This is a genomic window from Streptomyces sp. DH37 (assembly GCF_029813835.1).
Lineage (GTDB): Bacteria > Actinomycetota > Actinomycetes > Streptomycetales > Streptomycetaceae > Streptomyces.
The window spans coordinates 99,614-116,958 of the sequence record NZ_JARVKV010000006.1 but is presented as its reverse complement, the minus strand read 5'-3'; the positions used below and the strand labels follow the sequence as shown (position 1 = coordinate 116,958).

Here is a 17,345-nt window from a genome sequence, read left to right as displayed (position 1 = left end):
TGCGCCTGAGGGAAGGACGGTACCCCTGTGTAGTTGACGACACAACAGGTTGTAGACAAACCGTCTCCGGAAGGTGGTCAGCCTTCCTCGCGGGCGGCCCGCTCGCTGGCTTCGATCATCGCCAGCCAGCGCTTCCGCTCGATCTTCTCCATGCCTGCCAGGTGGGCGACGATGACGCGCACGTCGTCGTCGTAGCCGGACAGCTCGGTGGCCTGGTAGTCGAGGAACTGGACGGCCGCGGCCCGCTGCACCACCGTGAGCGGCTTGCGCAGGCCGGCGGCGATGCCGCGCAGCAGGTCGGGGGAGGGGGCGGTGGCGACCGCGTTGGTGGCGAGCTTCTGGAAGTAGGGCTTGGAGCCTTTCTCGCCGGCGGCTGCGGCGCGATCGGCCATCTGCTGGAAGGAGACGCCTGCGTCGTTGACCTCGCGGACGAGGCGGCTCAGGTCGTCGCGGTCGATGTCGCGGGCGGCTTCGGGGAGGGGGCCGGGGCTGGTCTGGCCACGGCCGAGGCCCTGGGCGGGAGCCTCCATGGGTGGTGTCCCTTCGGTCTCATTCACGTCGTCTGTCTCTCGTGTGAGTCGGTCCCGACTCTGCAATTCGCAGGTCAGGCCGTGCAGCGTTCCCCCGATCAGAGACACATCGTCTACAAGATGAGGCTACCTGACTAGCGAGTCGGCCAAAACTTCACCTTCGGCCGTTCTGATCTGTAGACGTAACGTCTCCAGTCTGCTTAAGTGGTCTCAAGCGAAGCCAGTTCGTCCCAATGGAGATCCATTGAGCGTGCGCTACACGCTCCGGGACCCCAAGGCCCTCAAATGGGTCATGGAGCACCCCGGACGCGGCACCCCGTACAGCACCCGAACCCTCGCCGAAGAGGTCGGGCTCACCCACCACTCGCTGATAGGGCACCTCCTGAACGGCGTCCGCAAGGACTGCGACATGGAGACCGCCCACCGCATCGCGGAGGCCGTCGGCGTCGCCGTCCTGGTGCTTTTCGCGCCGCCCGCGTCTCCGGATCAGAACGGTTCGTCCACCAACTCGAAGACCCCCACCTGAGAGAGGAAGACCCTGTGAACCGCACCCCGAGGAAGGCCCCGCCGGGAGTCCTGTGGCTCGACGACGCCGCCGACTACCTCGGTTACGAGGTCAGCACGCTGCGTAAGTGGCGGCTGAAGAAGAAGGGGCCCGCCAGCTTCAAGATCGGCGGCCGGGTCGCCTACCGCATCGCCGTCCTCGACGCGTGGCTGAAAGCACAGGAGGCGGCCGACCCCCACAGCAACCCGGACATCGATCCCGCCAACGCACCGGTCGAGTACGCCGCCGCCTGAGCGGCATGCGGCCCCAACCGCCGGGGGCCATCCCGGCAGCCGGGGCCTGAGATCCACCTTCACCCACGAGAAGAAAGGGGACCTCTGTTGTCTCCATCATCGCAAGCTGATCGCCGGCATCGCCAGCGAGAGAACATCCGCCGCCGCCTTGAGCGGTACGTCTACGTCCTGGAGTTCAGCAGCGGGACAGTGAAGGTCGGCCAGACCGGAGACCCCGCGAAGCGGGTCAAGGAACACGAGAACGCCGCGATGGCGCACGGCATCTCGGTGGCCCGCTCCTGGGTGTCCACGCCCCACGTTGAGTTCGAGGACAACGAAGCTGCCCTGATCGCCTTCTGCTCCGAGCGATGGCCCACCACAGCCGGCCGGGAAGCCTTCGAGTCCGGGGACTTCGCCGAGGTCGTTGAGTACGCCCAAGGGCTTCCCTATACCCGGCTCACCGAAGCCGTCCTCGAAGCCCACTGCAGCGCGTCCGCCACCGCGGAGGCCCGCGGGCATGCCGCTTTCGAGTGCCGGATGACCTTGGCCCGTTTGAACGAACTGGCCGAGAGGGCCGCGCTGGCCGGTTCCCTCGTGAACGACGGCAATCGCTCGGCTGCCTGCGACGCGGTCTACGAACTGGCGAAGGCGGGAGTGTCCCTCCACCCGGCACCGTGGACGGCGGAGGATCCGACGGCAGCAGAGCGGTACCTCCTTGCCCGGGGAGCCGCTCCGGAGGCCGCGCGGAGGAATGCGACGGAGTTCGAGTTGAGCTTCCGCACGCTCTACCTGATCGAGTACCGGCGCGAGGCCGAGTCCTTCGAGGACATCGCACGCTTCTGCGACGCCGTCACCAGCGGGCCCGCTCCCCAGCAGCAGCTCGGGGGTGTGGCATGAGCGAGTCCACCCCCCTGTCGCCGGAGCGCGAGGCCGCCGAGACGCTGATCAAGTGGGCGTTCAACCTCGCCACCAGCAGCGGGATGGTCGATCCGGCGGAGTTCCGCGCCACCGCCAACGGACTCGCCGCACAGTGCGAGCAGTACCGGGCCGAGGTGGAGCGGCTGCGGGCCGAGCTGGAGGCGCTGGCGTCGGTGGAGGCCGACCGCTGCGCCGCGAACGAGCGGCTGGAGCGCGAGCGGGACGAGGCGCGGGCGCGGGTCGCCGAGCTGGAGCAGCAGGCCGGCGCCGAGGCGGTCCCGTGCGTGCGTCCGGAGCCGCACCCCGCCCACCTCCACTCCGGACTGCGTAAAGGGACTGCGGTACACGGCAGGTGCCCCGGTGTGCCCGCCGACTTCTTCCAGCCCGGCCGGACCTACGCCTACGACGCCAACGGGTTCACCGCTCCCGAACTCCTCACGCGCTTCCGCGTCGAGCACATCACCGTGCACCCCGGCACCGGGAAGCGGATGGCGTTCGGGTGGATCCAGACCGCCGCGTCGGAGCCGTGGAGCCCGTATGCGGAGCCCGCCGACGAGTGGCCGCAGTGCTGGACCGAGCTGGTCGAGGACGCCGAGGCGGGTGAGCCCCGATGACCGCCCCCGTCGGCCGGACGATCGCGGACCTGGACGTGCCGCTGGAGCAGCTCATCGAGAACCTCCGCGCCTGCCAGACCAGCCCCCACCTCGCCGAACAACGTCACGCCTTCCTCGACATCGACCCCGACCTCGCCGACTGCTGGAACGGGGCCGTCGTCCACACGGAAGGGGAGCAGCAGTGAGCGCCGACGCCTACCTGATCCTCCTCTGCGACCACCCCGAGTGCGAATACCCCGAAGGCCACTGGCCGGTCCGGTTCGAGCCGTACACCCACCGCGAGCTGCGCCGCCTGCTGAAGACCCGTGGCTGGCGATGGACCCGCGACGGACGGGACCTGTGCCCCGAGCACCGCAAGGCCGCCCAGTGACCGCCCTGGCCCGTCTCGCCTGCCCGGCCGGCGCGATCGCCCTCACCACCGCAGGCATCGCACTCCTCACCCTCGCCCGACACCTCCACGCATCCCTCAAGGAGCAGCAGTGACCACGAACCTGTTCGGCCCCGACCGCACCCGCCTCGGCTACGAGGACCAGGAGTGGGCCGTCTGGATCTCCGGCATGGACGACATCCACCAGAAGGACAGCGCCGAGACCGCCCTCGCCGACGCCGCCGACTACAACGCGACCTTCGCCCAGATGGCGCTCCGCGACGACCGCAGCGAGTACGACCCGGTCCTGTACGCCGTCGTCCTCCACCGCGGCTACGCCTGGTCCCCCAGCGTCGAGCACCGCAACGGCCGCGACTGCGGCCTCGTCCGCTGCGTGCACTGCGGCACCGACCGCAACATCGCCGCGAAGGCGGGCGCGTGATGGCCTTCTGGATCCGCATCAACCCTGCCGGCTGCGTCGAGGGCTCCGTCTACCCGTCCGCGCTCGACAGCGACCCCGCCGAGGCCGCGCACAAGGAGTTCATCCCGCGCGCCGCCGACCGGCGCCGCGAGACCGCGGAGGGCTACCAGCACGAGCGCGTCAACGGCGACGAGTGGGACCGCCGCGCCCGCCCCTGCCTCACCGGCTCCTGCCGGCACCGCCTCGCCCCGCAGGCCCGCGACAACCACGTCGCCTAACCCCCGACCGCCTGCCGCCGGGATGACACCGGCCCGGCGGCAGGTGCACCAAGCCCCGGCCACCGCCACCAACGGCACTCGACCTCGAAAGGCCCCGAGATGAACAAGAACCGCTGCATCGACCTGTACGGCAACGAACGGCCCGAGGGGCACGTCCAGATCCCCGGCCACAAGGGCTGCGCCCGCTGCGGCGCCCAGCGCTGACCCCCCAAGGAGAAGCCCGTGCGCATCCGCCTCTGGCGCTGGGAGATCGAACTCCACCAGCGCGCCCTCTACATCACCCGCCAGCCCGACCCCGCATGCCCCACCTGCGCCGGACACGGCGGCATCGACACCACCTGGGGCCCCGAACTCTGCGACTGCTGGGACCCCGCCGGAATCCGCCTCCCCCTGTGGCGCAGGCGCCGAGAGGTCGTGCCGTTCTAGTGACCACCGCCATCACCCCGACCGGCATCCTCCTCGGCCAGTTCACCCCCGGCACCCCCGAATGGGAGAAAGCCCGCGGCGGCCTGTGCATCACCGCCACCGAGATCGCCGCCGTCCTCGGCCTGTCCCCCTGGCAGTCCCGCTTCTCCCTCTGGCACAAGAAAGCCGGCCTCCCCAGCCCCCCGTTCGAGACGAACCCGGCGATGGAATGGGGCGTCCGCCTGGAGCCCGCCGTCGCCGCCAAGTACGCCGACAACCACCCCGACCTCACCCTCCACGAGACCGGCACCTGGCGGCACGCCCAGCGCGAATGGCAGCGCGCCACCCCCGACCGCATCGCCGACGACCGGCTCGTCGAACTCAAAACCAGCCCCACCGGCGACGAATGGGGACCCGACGGCGACCCCGACGGCGTCCCCATCCACTACCGCTGCCAGACGCTCCAGCAGATGGACGTCCTCGGCTACCGCCGCACCGACATCGCCGTCCTCATCGGCGGCTGCGACTACCGCGAATACACCGTCTGGTTCGACGAGACCGACGCCCAGGTCATGCGCGACGCCGCCGAACGGTTCCTCGACGACGTCCGCCACGGCAACCGGCCCGACATCGACGACTCCGACGCCACCTACCAGACCATCCGCCGCCAGCCGGCCGGACGCGAAGACGTCGACGTTCAGATCCCCATCGACCTCGCCGACCGGTACGAGGCCACCGGCGCCAACCTGCGGGCCGCCGAAGCAGCCAGACGCCAGGCCGCCTCCGAAGTCCTCGACCTCATCGGCAGCGGCTACCGCGCCGTCTGCGGCGACCGCCGCATCGCCTACCGGACCGTCAACCCCGACGGCACCACCCACGCCCTCCAGCCCTACAGGAGCACCGCCGCATGAGCCAGATCAGCAACGCCATAGCCACCCGCGACAACGGGCCTGAAGCCCTCGTCCGCCAGTACCGCGAAGACTTCACCCTCGTCCTCCCCGAGCACATCAAGGGCGAGACCTGGATGCGGCTCGCCGTCGGCAGCCTCCGCCGCGACCAGAACCTCGCCGCCGCGGCCAGCCGCAACCCCGGCTCCCTGATGAACGCCCTCCTCGACTGCGCCCGCCTCGGCCACGAGCCCGGCACCGAGTCCTACTACCTCGTCCCGTTCGGCAACGAGGTCCAGGGCATCGAGGGCTACCGCGGCGTCGTCGAACGCATCTACCGCGCCGGCGCCATCAAGACCGTGCAGGCCGAGGTCGTCTGCTCCAACGACGAGTTCATCTGGAAGCCCGGCAAGATCGACGACCACCAGCCGCCCCGCTGGGAAGGCCCCCAGACCGTCCCCTACCACGAGGTCGACTGGTTCGGCGACCGAGGCGAGGTCAAGGGTGCCTACGCCTACGGCATCTTCCAGGACGGCACCCCGTCCCGCGTCGTCGTCATCAACCGCGACTACATCGACAAGGTCCGCAAGGAGTCCCGCGGCAGCGACCACCCCAAGTCCCCGTGGGTGAAGTGGTTCGACCAGATGGTCCTCAAGACCGTCGCCCGCCGCCTGGAGCCGTGGGTGCCGACCTCCACCGAGTGGCGCAAGGAGCAGCTGCGCGCCGCGAAGGAAGTCGCCGCCGAGAACGGGCCCACCGCGGCCGTCCAGACCCCGCGCCCGCAGGCCGAGCCGGCCGGGCCGGAGGACTACGACGAGGGCCCCATCGAGGGCGAGCTCGTCGACTGAACCCCCCGGGCCGCCCCCGCGGCAATCGGGGGCGGCCCACCCCCAGAGAACCACACCGAGGAGACCAGCCATGCCGCGCACCCTCACCCCAGCCGAACGCCTCGCCGACGCCGACAAGAACACCACCCTCGACCAGATCATCCAGCAGTCCGAATGGAGCCAGTTCCTCGTCGAGCAGGCCGTCTTCCACTACGGCCAGCGCAAGCCCGAGTTCTCCTGCAACGACCTCCGCGACGTGCTCCCCGAACTCGGCCACGGCTACCTCGGCGCCGCCATCAACGCCCTCCGCACCGGCGGAGTCATCGAACACACCGGCCGCATGGTGCCCTCCACCTCCGGCCCCACCCACGGCCACCGCATCAGCGTCTGGCGCCTGTCCGCCAAGGGCCGCGGCATAGCCCAGCAGCGCGCCGCCCGCAGGGAGGCCGCCGCGTGATCACCCTCGCCGTAGCCACCGCCTGGGCCGCCATCGGACTCCTCGCCCTCGCCACCCACCGCCTCTGCTGCCGCCCCACACCCACACCCGACCGGAAGGAGGACCGGCCGTGAGCCGCCCGCTCCGCCCCTCCATCAGCCCCCTGCCGCCCCACGGCACCACCGCCCGAGCCACCGGCCGGCCCGCCCAAGGCGTCCCCGGATGCCCCTGCAAGCCCTGCCGGGCCGCCAAAGCCCGCTACAGCAAGCGCCGCCGCGTCCTCAACGCCACCGGCCGCAATCTCCGCATCCCCGCCCAGCCCGTCGCCGCCCACGTCCGCGTCCTCTTCGACTCCGGCATGGGCTGGCCCGGCATCGCCCGCGCCGCCGGGTGCTCTACCTCCACCCTCCACCGGCTCCTCGCCGGCCAGGAGACCATCCAGCGGTCCGCCGCCAACCGCATCCTCGCCGTCCGGCCCAAGCCCGCACCCGGCCGCTACATCGACGCCACCGGTACCCGCCGCCGCCTCCAAGCGCTCATGGCCATCGGCCACACCCTCACCGCCATCGCCGCCGACGCTGGCACCGAATCCACCACCCTCAACGACATCGTCAACGGCCACCAGAGCAGCGTCCGCGGCATCACCCGCGACCGCATCGCCGCCACCTACCGCCGCATATCGCAGACGCCCGGCAGCTACACCCCGAACCGACGCCGCGCCGCCGCCCAGGGCTGGCCCGACCCCACCTGGTGGGAGGACTACGGCCACATCGACGACCCCGCCTTCGACCCGGCCGCCGTCGAAACTTCCGCGGCGAGCAGTCGGCGCGACCCGCTGGTCGCCGACGAGATCCGCCACCTCGCCTCGTTCGGCATCGCGCCCGGAGAGATCGCCCGCCGGGTCGGCCGCTCCGAGAACTACGTCAAGCAGATCGTCAACGGCTGGACCGCCCACGCCCGCCGCCAGTACGAGGAGGCCGCGTGATGGCCCGCCCCGACATGTCCTGGCAGGACTCCGCCCTGTGCGCCCAGACCGGGCCCGACCCCTTCTACCCGACCAAGGGCGGCACCGTCCGCGACGCCAAACGGATCTGCGGCCGGTGCGAGGTGAAAGACAGCTGCCTCGACGACGCCCTCGCCACCGGCGACGACCACGGCATCCGCGCCGGCCTCACCGCCCGCGAACGCCGCAAGCTCCGCCGCCAGCAGCACGCCGCCTGACACGACAACGCCCCGCGGCACCGGCCGCGGGGCAGAGAGGGGAGGGGAGATGGACAGGTCAGTCCTCGGCCGCAGGCTTGCGACGGCGCACGACGACCTTGCGCTTGGGTTGCGCGGCGGCGGCCTTCGGGTCGGGCGCGATCTTCGCGACCCATTCGCGGGTGAAGCCGGTCAGCTTCGCCATGTGCGACGGGCCTTTCCCCTCCGCGCGGCCCTTGACCAGGAGTGCGCGCAACTCGGCGTCGGCGCGGTTGAAGGCCTCCTCGGCTCGCTTCCGCTTCTTCGCCGCGTCCTGGATCTCCATGTCGAGGGTGTCCATGGCGCCCATGGTGACATGGCGAACCGGGATCGCGCTACGCGAACGCGCATAGGGGTCGCGAACGCTATTCGCGAACGGTATTCTCATTCTCATGAAGCCCAGGCATCTCCCGCTTCGTCCTTTCGATCCGCATGCCGTCTGGCTGGAAGCCGTGACGGATCAGGAGCGCAAGCTCCAGAAGTCCGCCATCTACGGCTGCGCGCTCTACCGCTTCTACGACGCCAGCCGGTCGCCGCTGTACATCGGCATCAGCCGCAACCTGCCCGACCGGTGGAACTGGCATCGGTGCAACACCGACTGGCAAGCGCGAGCCCGCTACGTGGCCGTGTCCTTCTACCCGACACGCTATGGCGCCTACGTGGCAGAAGCCGCCGCCATACGGCGAGAGAACCCGCAGTTCAACGTCATGCGACCGAAGCCCCGGCGCGGATGGCGCGCGGTGGACGAGTCCCTCTACATCCCGCCGCCCCCGCAGCTCGCAGACGAGGGGTGACGGCCAGCGCGGGCGAGCCCTGCTCCGCGAGAGCAGGCCCCACGTGCTGTGCAGCCCCGCCTCGTCCTGACCCACCACCGTCCTAAGGAAGCACTCTCATGGCACGCGGACACGGCCGCATCCTCGCCTCCATCTGGGAAGACGAGGACTTCATCAACCTGGAAGAGGCAGAGCAGCGCCTCTACCTCTTCTTCATCAGCCAGCCCAACCTCAACCACGCCGGCCTGCTGGACCTCACCCTGCGGCGCTGGGCACGCAAGGCCCGCGGCCTCACGGTCGCCGAGCTGGAAAAGCGCATTGCCACCCTGGAGGAGGCGCGCTTCGTCGTCGTCGACGACGACACCGAGGAACTCCTCATCCGCTCGTTCGTCCGCAACGACGGCGTGTGGCGGATGCCGAGGGTCATGGGCGCCATGGTCTCCGGCGCCATGGAGATCTCCTCCAAGCGGCTCCAGCGGGCGCTGCTGGAGGAGATGGACCGCATCCCGCTGGAGGAGCTGAGCGACGCCCCTGCCAAGCTCCGCAACGGCACCGAGGGGCCGTCGATCCGGCAGCAGGTCGCCGACCACATCGAGGCCCTTCGCCGAGCCTTCGGGAACCTCACCCCCGACCCCTCCGGAAGGGGTTCGACAACCCCCTCCGGAACCCCTTCGGAAACCCCCTCCGATACCCCTGCCGAAGGGGGTCCGAGACCCTCTACGCGCGGGCGCGCGGGCGCGTCACACGCGCGTACCCCTGCCCCTGCCCCTACCCCTGCCCCTAACCCCAGCCCCAAGAGAGAGGGGGCTGGCGCAGTCGAGCAGGCTCCCGCCGCCGGGGCCGAGGCCCAGCGGCCTGACGGCCGCCCCTCTCCCCACGAGATCCCCGACGACTTCGAACTCACCGAGGGCATGCGCCGCTGGGCGCAGCAGACCTTCCCCCGCGTCGACGTCGACCACGAGACCCAGAAGTTCATCTGGCACTGGCAGTCCGAAGGCCGCCGCAAGCCCAACTGGTACGCCGCCTGGCAGAAGTGGATCGCCGACGCCAACCAGTACCTGATCAAGCACGGCGCGCCCGGCAACGTCATCCAGCTGCCCACCGGCCAGACCCTCACCGGCACCGACGCCACCGTCGCCGGCTGGCTGGCCCTCGCCTCCGGAGAGGAGAACCAGTGACCCCCGACGACGCCGCGAAGCTCCTGGCGGCCTGCGCCGCGTTCGACAACCGCAAGCCGTCCGAGGCCGTTGCCCGCGCCTGGGCGGTCGCCCTGCGGGACCTGCCGCTGGACCGGGACTGCTTCGACGCCGTCGCCCGGTTCTACGGCACCCCGCCGAAGAACCCCGGCGACCGGCTGTGGATCCAGCCGCACGACGTGCGCACCCACCGGCATGCGATCCGCGCCGAGCGGCTGGCGAACTTCGTGTACGAGGGCGACCCGGACGAGGACCCCCGCCAGTACCTGGCCCGCTACCGCGGCCGGCTCGCCGCCACCGCGGCCGGCGAGATAGCCCCAGCGGAGACGGCACCGATGCTGACGGGCGGCCCTCACGAGGACGTCGCCAAGCAGCTGGCGGCCGTGGGCCGGACGGTGCCGGGCGAGGACGGCGAGGAGCAGCCGAAGCCGCGCCGGGGCCCGCTCGGCGTCGAGTGCCCCGTCTGCCACGCCCCGATCGGCCGCCCGTGCAAGACGGCGCTGCGCGGCCGGAACGCCAAGTCCGTTCACCCGGCCCGCCGCCGGGTCGCGAAGGGCGAGCCCGCCTACCGCGAGACCCCCGAGGAGATCGAGCAGCGGCGGGCTGCGGCCCTGGCCGCGCTCGAGCGCCAGATGACCACCGAGGAGAGTGCCTGATGTCCCGTAAGCCTGCCGCCCCGATGCCCGCCGAGATCCGCGGCCTGCTGCGCGCGAAGCAGCACCCGGCCCGCTCGGTGCCGTGCCCGCACTGCGAGGCCGGGGAGCACCGGCCGTGCGTCGTCCGGGCGAACGCCCGGCGCCTGCCGCAGCCGCACCCGGCCCGGGTGACGGCCTGGGCCCGCGCGACGGCGGTGTGCCCGGCCTGCCAGGTGGAGCCCGGGATCGAGTGCCACCTCGAGGGTCGGCCGCTGCGCGACGGCCACGTCCACCCCCAGCGCGAGACCGAGGCCAGGAGGGCCGCCGCGTGAAGAGTCCCGTCCCGTACTTCGGCAGCAAGCAGCGCATCGCCCCGTGGATCGTGTCCCTGCTGCCCGCCCACGAGCACTACGTCGAGCCCTACGCCGGGTCCCTGTCCGTGCTGCTGGCCAAGCGACCGTCCCGCATGGAGACCGTCAACGACCTCGACGGCGACCTGATGACGTTCTGGCGCGTCCTGCGCGACCGCCCCGCCGACCTGATCCGCGTCTGCGCCCTCACCCCGCACAGCAGAGCCGAACAGGCCGCCGCCTACGAGCCCACCACGGACGAGCTGGAGACCGCCCGCCGCGTGTGGTGCCGCCTCGCCCAGGGCCGCGCCGGGACGCTGCGCAACACCGGCTGGCGGCATTACATCGCCCCCGCCGGGTCGTCCACCTCGATGCCGGGCTACATGGACGGCTACGTCGACCGCATGGCCGCAGCTGCCGAGCGCCTGCACGCCGTGTCGCTGGAGTCCCTGCCCGCGCTGACGCTGATCGGGAAGTACGGCGGGTGCCCAGAGGTGCTGCTGTACGTCGACCCGCCGTATCTCGGCAGCACGCGGCCGCACAGCAACTACCGCGTCGAGATGAAGGGCGAGGCCGAGCACCGGGAGCTGGCGGACGCGCTCGCCGACTGCCGGGCCGCGGTCGTCTTGTCCGGCTACGACAGCCCGCTCTACGCCGAGCTGTACGCCGGCTGGCGCCGGTACGAGCAGCAGACCATGACCGGCAACGCGCAGACCGCGAAGGGCCGCACCGAGGTGCTGTGGTCCAACCGCGAGCTGGCCGGGCGGATCGCCCTCTTCGAGGAGGTGCCCGCGTGATCCGCACCGACATCGCCGCTCTGATCGCCGCCGGCCACTCGGACGAGCACATCGCCCGCCGCCTCGGCTGCCACCGCGCGACCGTCAACCGCCACCGCAACCGACTGGCCCGCCCGGTCACGGCCGACGAGCGGCTGCTGGCCGAGGAGCTGCCCGCCCGGGTCCGTGACTTCGACCGCCGCCGCCAGCCCATCAGCCCCGCCCAGGCTGCCGCGAACCGCCGCGCCCTCGCCGCAGCCCTCCGCGCCGCCTGACCCCAACCGCCCACCACGCCAACCACCGGGAGACCCGATGCAGCCCGCACTCACCACCCCCGCCCCTGTCCCCGCCTTCAACCCGATTCCGCTGCCGCCGGATTCGCTGGACCGTGACCCGGAGTGGGCGCTGCCTCCGGCGGCGGTGGACGGCTGCCGCTGGTGCTCCGACCCGGCCGAGGTCCACGGCACCCAGTGGCACCCCGCGGTCGGGTTCCACGGCTGGGAGGAGCCGACCGCCGAGCAGCGCCAGGCCCGCCGCACCGCCCGCAGCCGCCGCGCCGCCGCGGCCCGGCACGCCCAGGAGGTGGCGGCGTGATCGTCGACCTGTTCGCCGGCCCCGGCGGCTGGGACGAAGCCGCCCGCCGCCTCGGTATGCGCCCCGTCGGCCTGGAGTGGGACGCCGCCGCCTGCGCCACCCGCGCCGCCGCCGGGCACCTGACCGTGCGCTGCGACGTCGCCCAGTACCCCACCCGGCCGTTCACCGGCCTGGCCCGCGGGCTGATCGCCTCCCCGCCGTGCCAGACGTTCAGCGCCAGCGGCAAACGCGACGGCCTCACCGACCTCGCGGCCGTGCACCAGGCCGTCCACGACCTCGCCCACGGCCGCGACACCCGCGCCGAACTGCGCGCCGCGGTCCGCGACGAGCGCAGTCTGTTGGCCGCCGAGCCGATGCGGTTCCTCCAGGCGCTCCGCCCCGAGTGGGTGGTACTGGAGCAGGTACCCGACGTGCTGCCGCTGTGGCGCCAGTACGCCGCCGTGCTCCGCTCCTGGGGCTACAGCGTGTGGGTCGGGGTCCTCAACGCCGCCGACTACGGCGTCCCCCAGACCCGCCGCCGCGCGATCCTCATCGCCTCCCGTACCCGGTCCGTGGCCCCGCCGGAGCCCACCCACGCCGAGCACTCCGGCGTCGACCTGTTCGGTACCGCCCGGCCCGCCTGGGTGACGATGGCCCAGGCCCTCGACCTGCCGGCCGGGATGCGGGTCAACACCCGCGGCGAGCGGCGCACCGCCGGGGGCAACGAGTTCCCGTGCGACCGGCCGTCGTGGGCGCTGACGGAGAAGGCCCGCTCCTGGTGGGTGCTGCGGCAGGGCAAGCGGGCCAACGCCACCGTGCGCCGCCTGGACCAGCCCGCCGGAACGCTGGTGGCCAGGCACGCCCGCCACGACTACCAGTGGGTGAAGGTCGACGGCCGCGGCGACTTGGAGAAGCGCCCGTTGGCGCTGGCCGAGGCCGCGGTTCTCCAGTCCTTCCCCGCCGGCTACCCGTTCCAGGGCAGCGAGTCCCGCCGGTTCCTCCAGATAGCGAACGCTGTGCCGCCGCTGCTGGCCGCGCACGTCCTCGCCGCTGCCACGGGCCTGCCCGTCCCGGCCGCCGTCCCCGCCGAGCAGGGGGTGGCCGCGTGACCGCCCCGTCGTCCAGCCCGCGCGGTGAGCACGCCCCGCGGCCCGGCACCGGCTGGGAGACCCGGCTCGCCTGGACGGGCGAGGAGCACCTCGCCGACGGTGCCGAGCCGCCCCGCCCGAACCGGGCCACCAGACGGGCCGCCGCCAGAGCGGCCAGACGCCGCCTCAGGCCCGTGCAGCCGCCGGGCCTTCCCGAGCCCCGCCCGCCCGCCGACAGCCCGCGAGACGACCACACAGACCCGAAGGAGCGCCGCTGATGGCCACGTTCACCACCCGCACCGTCACCACGATCCGCCGCGAATGGATCGTCCCCGCCGCCGAGCCCTGGGGCGCTCCGTCCGCCGAGGTCGTGAAGGCGTGGCAGGCCGCAGAGGCCGCCTACCGCGAGGCGCACAGCCTGCCCGCTGACACACCGCTCGCCGACAACGCGCTGAGCCTCCACCCGACCGACGACGCCATCGTCATCAGCTTCACCACCGAGGAGCCCCGACCGTGACCGACACTCCAGCCCCCAGCGCGCCCGAGGAGCCCGCAGGCGGCCCGCAGAGCGCCGAACAGCCCGCCCCCGGCCCTCGCCTCGCATCGAACCGCCCCAACGCCTCAGGCGGGCGCACAGCCTCTCCGGCCGAGCGTGCCGCGCTCACCGAACTGATCGCCCTCACCGACGAGATGGGCCTCTACGAAGACCGCCGGCCCGCAGGAGGAGCCGATGACTGAGTCCACCGCCCGCCCCAACGCCTCAGGCGGGCACACAGCGACCCCGGGTTCCCTGCCCGAGCAGATCGCCGCCGCCGTCAGCCGCGTCCTCGACGAGTACCCCGAGCACAACACGAACGCCGAGCACGAGGCGGCTGTCGGCGAGGTCACCGGCGCGGTGCTGCGCGTCCTCGGCCGCCCCGCCCCGCCGGCCCAGGAGCCCGCCCCGGACGGTCCGGACGCGGCCCGGTACGCGCGGTGGCTGGCCGTGGTCACCGCCGACCGGGACCTGGACCCGGTCGTCGCCCACGAGATCACCGCCGCCGCCATACGGGAGGCCGACGAGGAGCACACCGGCATGCAGCTCGCCTGCGCCGAGCAGGCCGCCCGCGCCCAGGCGCACCTGGAGGGCGTCGCCGCGGAGGCCGACGGGTGGCAGCGGAAGTACGGGGAGGCCGAGCGCCGGCTCGCCGCGGTCGAGGGCCGGCGTCTCCCGCCCAAGGCCTGCTGCGGCCGGTCCGTCGGCCACTATCCCGGCTGCACCCAGCCGGAGCCCGCCCCGGCCGAGGAGGGCCGCCGCCAGTGCCCGCACTGCCCGCACACAGCCGACGAGCGCAGCGTGTACGGCTGCGCCGACGGATGCGCCTGCGAGTGGATGCCGAACCGCCGGGACAGCGAGGGCCGCCGCCAGCAGTACGCCCGCGCCATCCACCGGTACGACTACGAGCACGCGCTCTCCGGCAACGACCTCCCCAGCGAGCACCACTACGGGGAGGCCGACGCCGTGATGGCCGTGGCCGACGCCGAGCTGCGCGCGCAGCGGGACCGACAGGCCGAGGAGACCGTCGACCTCATCCAGCGGTACGCCGACGCTCGGCTCCGCGCCGAGCAGGCCGACGAGCTGTCGCGCATCGCGCACCAGTGCAGCAACGACGCCGAGGCCGCCCGCGTTGACGCCGAGCAGCGCGCCAAGAACACCGAAGGCGAACTCCGCGCCGCGCGACAGCAGCTCGCCAACGCCCGCGCTGAGATCGACTGGATGAAGCGGCTCGTGGCCGCGTCCAGCGAGCCCGGCCACGCCGTCCGCCTGGCCGCCGTGCGCGAGGCCGCCCTCGACCGGGTCACCGCCGTCCGCGACACCTGGCGCGACCGGCTTCTCCCCAGCCCCGCCGCTGACCTCCTCAGCGAACTGTCCGCCGCCCTCGACGGCGACCACCCAGAGAAGCAGCGCCGCGACGCCGCCGCCCTCGACCGTGTCCGCGCCCTCCACCAGCAGTACCGGTTCGCAGGCGACGACACGACCGACTACTGCGCCCACTGCAACCAGATCACCGGCGGCTGGGTGCCATGGCCCTGCCCCACCATCCGCGCCCTCGACACCGACAGGAGCAGGCCGTGACCCACACCCGAGTCCACACCTACGTCACCTTCGCAAACCCGCACCTCGTCTGCGGCCTCTGCCTCCAGCCCGTACCCCGCTGGCACGACGACACCAAGTGCGGCTGTGCCGCGGGCTGGTGGAACGACCCCTGCGGTCACCGCGCCGACTTCGACAGCGTCTGCCCGTCCTGGGACCCCGTGGACGGCTGCCAGTGCGCCGAGGTGCTCGGCCGCGTCCCGCACCCGCCCGCGCCCCAGCAGCAGTAGCCCCCTCGCCCGGCCGCCCCCACCGGCCGGGCCCCCTGCACCCGTACCGCCGCACCGAGGAGCCACCCATGGACGACACCGCCGACCGCTGTGTGATCTGCGCTCGCCACCTGCTCGAGCACGAGACGGGCCGCTACGCCTGCGCCCTGTGCGAGCAGGCCGGCGGCCGGATGATCCGGGACATGCCCGGCCTGTACCGGCGCACCGAGGCCCTGCTGCTGCCGTCCTCCCGCGGGGTCGGCGCCGGGCCGGTGTCCGGGTCGAAGGGGGCGCCGCTGCCGGGCGGGGAGGTGCTGAACCTGCGCGCAGCCGGCGGCCTGGTGAACATCTTCGCCGGGTGGGAGCAGGCCGTGCGGGACGAGCTGGGCTGGGATCCGGCGCCGGGCCGCGGCACCTACGAGCAGACGCTGGCCGCGGTGTGCGGGTTCCTCGCCGACAACGGGCCGTGGATGTACGCCAGCTTCCCGGCGGTCGACGACTACCACGGCGAGCTGCGCCAGTGGCACGGCCGGGTCACCGGCATGGTCACCGGCGAGCGGCCCGAACGGCGCGTCACCCTCGCCTGCACCGACTGCGGCGGGCCCCTGTCCGTGACGCTGTCCACGCCCGGGAAGCGCTGCCCGTGTGGCGCCCAGTACGGCTTCGCCGAGCTCCGGGCCCTGCGGCCCATAGCCGAAAGGAGGGCGGCGTGATGGCCGTCCCGTACTACGCCGACGACGCGGTCGCCCTCTACCTGGGCGACTCCCGCGAACTCCTGCCCGGCCTCGGGCTGCAGGTCGACCTCGTCGTCGCCGACCCGCCCTACGGCGAGACCTCCCTCGCCTGGGACCGGTGGCCCGACGGCTGGCCCACCCTCGCCGCCAGCGTCGCCCGGTCGATGTGGTGCTTCGGCTCCATGCGCATGTTCCTCGCCCGCGGCCTGGAGTTCACCGCGGCAGGATGGAAACTCTCCCAGGACGTCGTCTGGGAGAAGCACAACGGCTCCGGCTTCCAGAACGACCGCTTCAAGCGCGTCCACGAGAACGTCCTGCACTGGTACCGCGGCGACTGGCGCGACCAGCACCGCGACGTTCCGACCACACTGGATGCAACCGCCCGCGCCGTGCGGCGCAAGCAGCGCCCCCCGCATATGGGCGAGATTGGCACTGGCGCCTACCTCTCCGAGGACGGGGGGCCGCGCCTGATGCGGTCGGTCATACAGGTGCGCTCCATGCACGGCCGCGCTCTACACCCGACGGAAAAGCCGATCGGCATCCTCGACCCGCTGATCCGCTACGCCTGCCCGCCCGGCGGCCTGGTCCTCGACCCGTTCGCCGGGTCCGGCTCCACGCTGGACGCCGCCCGGCAGGCCGGCCGCCGCGCAGTCGGCATCGAGGCAGACGAGCGGTACGCGGAGGCCGCGGCGAAACGGCTGTCGAACCTGGTGCTCGACTTCGGTGGGGCGGCGTGACCGACGACCCCGACGACGAGCATGTGCCGTCTCCGGCCGCGGGCCTGCCGATCGTGACCGCGGACGACGGGCAGCCGTACCTGCCCGCCGCCGCGGTGATCGCCTATCTGCGGGCTGTGGCCGACTCCTGCCGGAACCTCGCCGACGATCCCGAATGCGGCCCGGAGACTGCCGCGGAAGCGTTCGAGGCCACCGCTGGGGCCATCGGCCAGGAAGCCGACGCGCTGGAGTGCGCGGCGATCGCGCGGACCCGCCCGGGCTGACATCCTGCCCGCCGCCGCGCCCCTCCCGGCCTCTCCCCGCCGCCGGAGGGGCGCCCGCGCGGCCCGCCCGAGGTGGAGAGGCGCACACCCGTCCGCTGCATGAGCCCGGATGGCGTACAGCAAGACGCTTGTACGTGTGGGGGATGTTGACTACTCCACAACTCAGACCGCAACTTTC

The 17,345-nt window shown here is 72.6% G+C and carries 32 protein-coding genes; 30 read left to right on the top strand and 2 right to left on the bottom strand.

Features of this window, described 5'->3' with window-relative positions; translation table 11 throughout:
- Positions 1-77: 77 nt before the first annotated feature.
- Positions 78-530 carry a hypothetical protein gene (locus tag QC029_RS05540; protein ID WP_279554262.1) on the bottom strand — a complete coding sequence of 151 codons (453 nt, stop codon included), beginning with the start codon at positions 528-530 and terminating at the stop codon, positions 78-80.
- 250 nt (positions 531-780) lie between these two features.
- Between QC029_RS05540 and QC029_RS05535 the strand changes: the two genes are divergently transcribed.
- From QC029_RS05535 to QC029_RS05470, 14 genes are all read left to right on the top strand, one after another.
- A complete protein-coding gene (locus QC029_RS05535; RefSeq protein WP_279554261.1) occupies positions 781-1,056 on the top strand; it encodes a hypothetical protein in 276 nt (91 codons plus the stop codon).
- A gap of 14 nt (positions 1,057-1,070) precedes the next feature.
- Complete coding sequence (locus tag QC029_RS05530) at positions 1,071-1,328, top strand: AlpA family transcriptional regulator (RefSeq protein ID WP_279554260.1); 258 nt, start codon at positions 1,071-1,073, stop codon at positions 1,326-1,328.
- 87 nt (positions 1,329-1,415) lie between these two features.
- Positions 1,416-2,204, top strand: a complete 789-nt coding sequence (locus QC029_RS05525; RefSeq protein ID WP_279554259.1) for a hypothetical protein — start codon at positions 1,416-1,418, stop codon at positions 2,202-2,204.
- Positions 2,201-2,839 (top strand): hypothetical protein, encoded by a 639-nt coding sequence (locus tag QC029_RS05520; protein ID WP_279554258.1) that lies wholly within the window; start codon positions 2,201-2,203, stop codon positions 2,837-2,839. The genes QC029_RS05525 and QC029_RS05520 overlap by 4 nt, the downstream gene beginning before the upstream one ends.
- Complete coding sequence (locus tag QC029_RS05515; protein ID WP_279554257.1) at positions 2,836-3,024, top strand: hypothetical protein; 189 nt, start codon at positions 2,836-2,838, stop codon at positions 3,022-3,024. The genes QC029_RS05520 and QC029_RS05515 overlap by 4 nt, the downstream gene beginning before the upstream one ends.
- Positions 3,021-3,209 carry a hypothetical protein gene (locus QC029_RS05510; protein WP_279554256.1) on the top strand — a complete coding sequence of 63 codons (189 nt, stop codon included), beginning with the start codon at positions 3,021-3,023 and terminating at the stop codon, positions 3,207-3,209. Before QC029_RS05515 ends, QC029_RS05510 begins: the two co-directional genes overlap by 4 nt.
- A gap of 109 nt (positions 3,210-3,318) precedes the next feature.
- Entirely contained in the window at positions 3,319-3,648 is a 330-nt protein-coding gene (locus tag QC029_RS05505; RefSeq protein ID WP_279554255.1) for a hypothetical protein, read from the top strand.
- Entirely contained in the window at positions 3,648-3,905 is a 258-nt protein-coding gene (locus QC029_RS05500) for a hypothetical protein (protein WP_279554254.1), read from the top strand. Before QC029_RS05505 ends, QC029_RS05500 begins: the two co-directional genes overlap by 1 nt.
- A 222-nt stretch (positions 3,906-4,127) precedes the next feature.
- On the top strand, positions 4,128-4,331 hold the full coding sequence (locus tag QC029_RS05495; protein WP_279554253.1) for a hypothetical protein: 204 nt from the start codon (positions 4,128-4,130) through the stop codon (positions 4,329-4,331).
- Complete coding sequence (locus tag QC029_RS05490) at positions 4,331-5,221, top strand: YqaJ viral recombinase family protein (RefSeq protein WP_279554252.1); 891 nt, start codon at positions 4,331-4,333, stop codon at positions 5,219-5,221. The genes QC029_RS05495 and QC029_RS05490 overlap by 1 nt, the downstream gene beginning before the upstream one ends.
- Positions 5,218-6,045, top strand: a complete 828-nt coding sequence (locus tag QC029_RS05485) for a recombinase RecT (protein WP_279554251.1) — start codon at positions 5,218-5,220, stop codon at positions 6,043-6,045. The genes QC029_RS05490 and QC029_RS05485 overlap by 4 nt, the downstream gene beginning before the upstream one ends.
- A gap of 70 nt (positions 6,046-6,115) precedes the next feature.
- On the top strand, positions 6,116-6,481 hold the full coding sequence (locus QC029_RS05480; protein WP_279554250.1) for a hypothetical protein: 366 nt from the start codon (positions 6,116-6,118) through the stop codon (positions 6,479-6,481).
- A gap of 109 nt (positions 6,482-6,590) precedes the next feature.
- Positions 6,591-7,445, top strand: a complete 855-nt coding sequence (locus QC029_RS05475) for a hypothetical protein (protein WP_279554249.1) — start codon at positions 6,591-6,593, stop codon at positions 7,443-7,445.
- Complete coding sequence (locus QC029_RS05470; protein WP_279554248.1) at positions 7,445-7,681, top strand: WhiB family transcriptional regulator; 237 nt, start codon at positions 7,445-7,447, stop codon at positions 7,679-7,681. Before QC029_RS05475 ends, QC029_RS05470 begins: the two co-directional genes overlap by 1 nt.
- Before the next feature lie 58 nt (positions 7,682-7,739).
- Here QC029_RS05470 and QC029_RS05465 read toward each other — a convergent pair whose 3' ends face one another.
- On the bottom strand, positions 7,740-8,000 hold the full coding sequence (locus QC029_RS05465) for a hypothetical protein (protein WP_279554247.1): 261 nt from the start codon (positions 7,998-8,000) through the stop codon (positions 7,740-7,742).
- A gap of 91 nt (positions 8,001-8,091) precedes the next feature.
- Between QC029_RS05465 and QC029_RS05460 the strand changes: the two genes are divergently transcribed.
- The 16 genes from QC029_RS05460 (at position 8,092) to QC029_RS05385 (ending at position 17,167) form a co-directional block, all read left to right on the top strand.
- Complete coding sequence (locus QC029_RS05460) at positions 8,092-8,493, top strand: GIY-YIG nuclease family protein (RefSeq protein ID WP_279554246.1); 402 nt, start codon at positions 8,092-8,094, stop codon at positions 8,491-8,493.
- Positions 8,494-8,591: 98 nt separating this feature from the next.
- On the top strand, positions 8,592-9,650 hold the full coding sequence (locus QC029_RS05455) for a hypothetical protein (RefSeq protein WP_279554245.1): 1,059 nt from the start codon (positions 8,592-8,594) through the stop codon (positions 9,648-9,650).
- Complete coding sequence (locus tag QC029_RS05450; protein ID WP_279554244.1) at positions 9,647-10,324, top strand: hypothetical protein; 678 nt, start codon at positions 9,647-9,649, stop codon at positions 10,322-10,324. The genes QC029_RS05455 and QC029_RS05450 overlap by 4 nt, the downstream gene beginning before the upstream one ends.
- Positions 10,324-10,635 carry a hypothetical protein gene (locus QC029_RS05445; RefSeq protein ID WP_279554243.1) on the top strand — a complete coding sequence of 104 codons (312 nt, stop codon included), beginning with the start codon at positions 10,324-10,326 and terminating at the stop codon, positions 10,633-10,635. The genes QC029_RS05450 and QC029_RS05445 overlap by 1 nt, the downstream gene beginning before the upstream one ends.
- Entirely contained in the window at positions 10,632-11,450 is an 819-nt protein-coding gene (locus QC029_RS05440) for a DNA adenine methylase (protein ID WP_279554242.1), read from the top strand. The genes QC029_RS05445 and QC029_RS05440 overlap by 4 nt, the downstream gene beginning before the upstream one ends.
- A complete protein-coding gene (locus tag QC029_RS05435) occupies positions 11,447-11,704 on the top strand; it encodes a helix-turn-helix domain-containing protein (RefSeq protein ID WP_279554241.1) in 258 nt (85 codons plus the stop codon). Before QC029_RS05440 ends, QC029_RS05435 begins: the two co-directional genes overlap by 4 nt.
- Positions 11,705-11,741: 37 nt before the next feature.
- Positions 11,742-12,023, top strand: coding sequence for a hypothetical protein (locus QC029_RS05430; RefSeq protein WP_279554240.1), 282 nt, complete (start codon positions 11,742-11,744; stop codon positions 12,021-12,023).
- Positions 12,020-13,111, top strand: coding sequence for a DNA cytosine methyltransferase (locus tag QC029_RS05425; RefSeq protein WP_279554239.1), 1,092 nt, complete (start codon positions 12,020-12,022; stop codon positions 13,109-13,111). The genes QC029_RS05430 and QC029_RS05425 overlap by 4 nt, the downstream gene beginning before the upstream one ends.
- On the top strand, positions 13,108-13,368 hold the full coding sequence (locus tag QC029_RS05420; protein WP_279554238.1) for a hypothetical protein: 261 nt from the start codon (positions 13,108-13,110) through the stop codon (positions 13,366-13,368). The genes QC029_RS05425 and QC029_RS05420 overlap by 4 nt, the downstream gene beginning before the upstream one ends.
- Complete coding sequence (locus QC029_RS05415) at positions 13,368-13,607, top strand: hypothetical protein (protein ID WP_279554237.1); 240 nt, start codon at positions 13,368-13,370, stop codon at positions 13,605-13,607. Before QC029_RS05420 ends, QC029_RS05415 begins: the two co-directional genes overlap by 1 nt.
- On the top strand, positions 13,604-13,828 hold the full coding sequence (locus QC029_RS05410; protein WP_279554236.1) for a hypothetical protein: 225 nt from the start codon (positions 13,604-13,606) through the stop codon (positions 13,826-13,828). The genes QC029_RS05415 and QC029_RS05410 overlap by 4 nt, the downstream gene beginning before the upstream one ends.
- A complete protein-coding gene (locus tag QC029_RS05405) occupies positions 13,821-15,206 on the top strand; it encodes a hypothetical protein (RefSeq protein WP_279554235.1) in 1,386 nt (461 codons plus the stop codon). Before QC029_RS05410 ends, QC029_RS05405 begins: the two co-directional genes overlap by 8 nt.
- A complete protein-coding gene (locus QC029_RS05400; RefSeq protein ID WP_279554234.1) occupies positions 15,203-15,454 on the top strand; it encodes a hypothetical protein in 252 nt (83 codons plus the stop codon). Before QC029_RS05405 ends, QC029_RS05400 begins: the two co-directional genes overlap by 4 nt.
- 68 nt (positions 15,455-15,522) lie before the next feature.
- A complete protein-coding gene (locus tag QC029_RS05395) occupies positions 15,523-16,146 on the top strand; it encodes a hypothetical protein (protein ID WP_279554232.1) in 624 nt (207 codons plus the stop codon).
- Positions 16,146-16,904 (top strand): site-specific DNA-methyltransferase, encoded by a 759-nt coding sequence (locus tag QC029_RS05390; RefSeq protein ID WP_279554318.1) that lies wholly within the window; start codon positions 16,146-16,148, stop codon positions 16,902-16,904. Before QC029_RS05395 ends, QC029_RS05390 begins: the two co-directional genes overlap by 1 nt.
- Positions 16,901-17,167, top strand: a complete 267-nt coding sequence (locus QC029_RS05385; protein WP_279554231.1) for a hypothetical protein — start codon at positions 16,901-16,903, stop codon at positions 17,165-17,167. The genes QC029_RS05390 and QC029_RS05385 overlap by 4 nt, the downstream gene beginning before the upstream one ends.
- Positions 17,168-17,345: the final 178 nt, after the last annotated feature.

Excerpts from the sequence above, each read along its gene's own strand:
- QC029_RS05460 (WP_279554246.1), top strand. The coding sequence starts at position 8,092 with ATGAAGCCCAGGCATCTCCCGCTTCGTCCTTTCGATCCGCATGCCGTC.
- QC029_RS05520 (WP_279554258.1), top strand. The coding sequence starts at position 2,201 with ATGAGCGAGTCCACCCCCCTGTCGCCGGAGCGCGAGGCCGCCGAGACG.
- QC029_RS05430 (WP_279554240.1), top strand. The coding sequence starts at position 11,742 with ATGCAGCCCGCACTCACCACCCCCGCCCCTGTCCCCGCCTTCAACCCG.
- QC029_RS05480 (WP_279554250.1), top strand. The coding sequence starts at position 6,116 with ATGCCGCGCACCCTCACCCCAGCCGAACGCCTCGCCGACGCCGACAAG.
- QC029_RS05485 (WP_279554251.1), top strand. The coding sequence starts at position 5,218 with ATGAGCCAGATCAGCAACGCCATAGCCACCCGCGACAACGGGCCTGAA.
- QC029_RS05470 (WP_279554248.1), top strand. The coding sequence starts at position 7,445 with ATGGCCCGCCCCGACATGTCCTGGCAGGACTCCGCCCTGTGCGCCCAG.
- QC029_RS05395 (WP_279554232.1), top strand. The coding sequence starts at position 15,523 with ATGGACGACACCGCCGACCGCTGTGTGATCTGCGCTCGCCACCTGCTC.
- QC029_RS05515 (WP_279554257.1), top strand. The coding sequence starts at position 2,836 with ATGACCGCCCCCGTCGGCCGGACGATCGCGGACCTGGACGTGCCGCTG.
- QC029_RS05465 (WP_279554247.1), bottom strand. The coding sequence starts at position 8,000 with ATGGACACCCTCGACATGGAGATCCAGGACGCGGCGAAGAAGCGGAAG.
- QC029_RS05445 (WP_279554243.1), top strand. The coding sequence starts at position 10,324 with ATGTCCCGTAAGCCTGCCGCCCCGATGCCCGCCGAGATCCGCGGCCTG.
- QC029_RS05500 (WP_279554254.1), top strand. The coding sequence starts at position 3,648 with ATGGCCTTCTGGATCCGCATCAACCCTGCCGGCTGCGTCGAGGGCTCC.
- QC029_RS05540 (WP_279554262.1), bottom strand. The coding sequence starts at position 530 with ATGGAGGCTCCCGCCCAGGGCCTCGGCCGTGGCCAGACCAGCCCCGGC.
- QC029_RS05390 (WP_279554318.1), top strand. The coding sequence starts at position 16,146 with ATGGCCGTCCCGTACTACGCCGACGACGCGGTCGCCCTCTACCTGGGC.
- QC029_RS05405 (WP_279554235.1), top strand. The coding sequence starts at position 13,821 with ATGACTGAGTCCACCGCCCGCCCCAACGCCTCAGGCGGGCACACAGCG.
- QC029_RS05455 (WP_279554245.1), top strand. The coding sequence starts at position 8,592 with ATGGCACGCGGACACGGCCGCATCCTCGCCTCCATCTGGGAAGACGAG.
- QC029_RS05415 (WP_279554237.1), top strand. The coding sequence starts at position 13,368 with ATGGCCACGTTCACCACCCGCACCGTCACCACGATCCGCCGCGAATGG.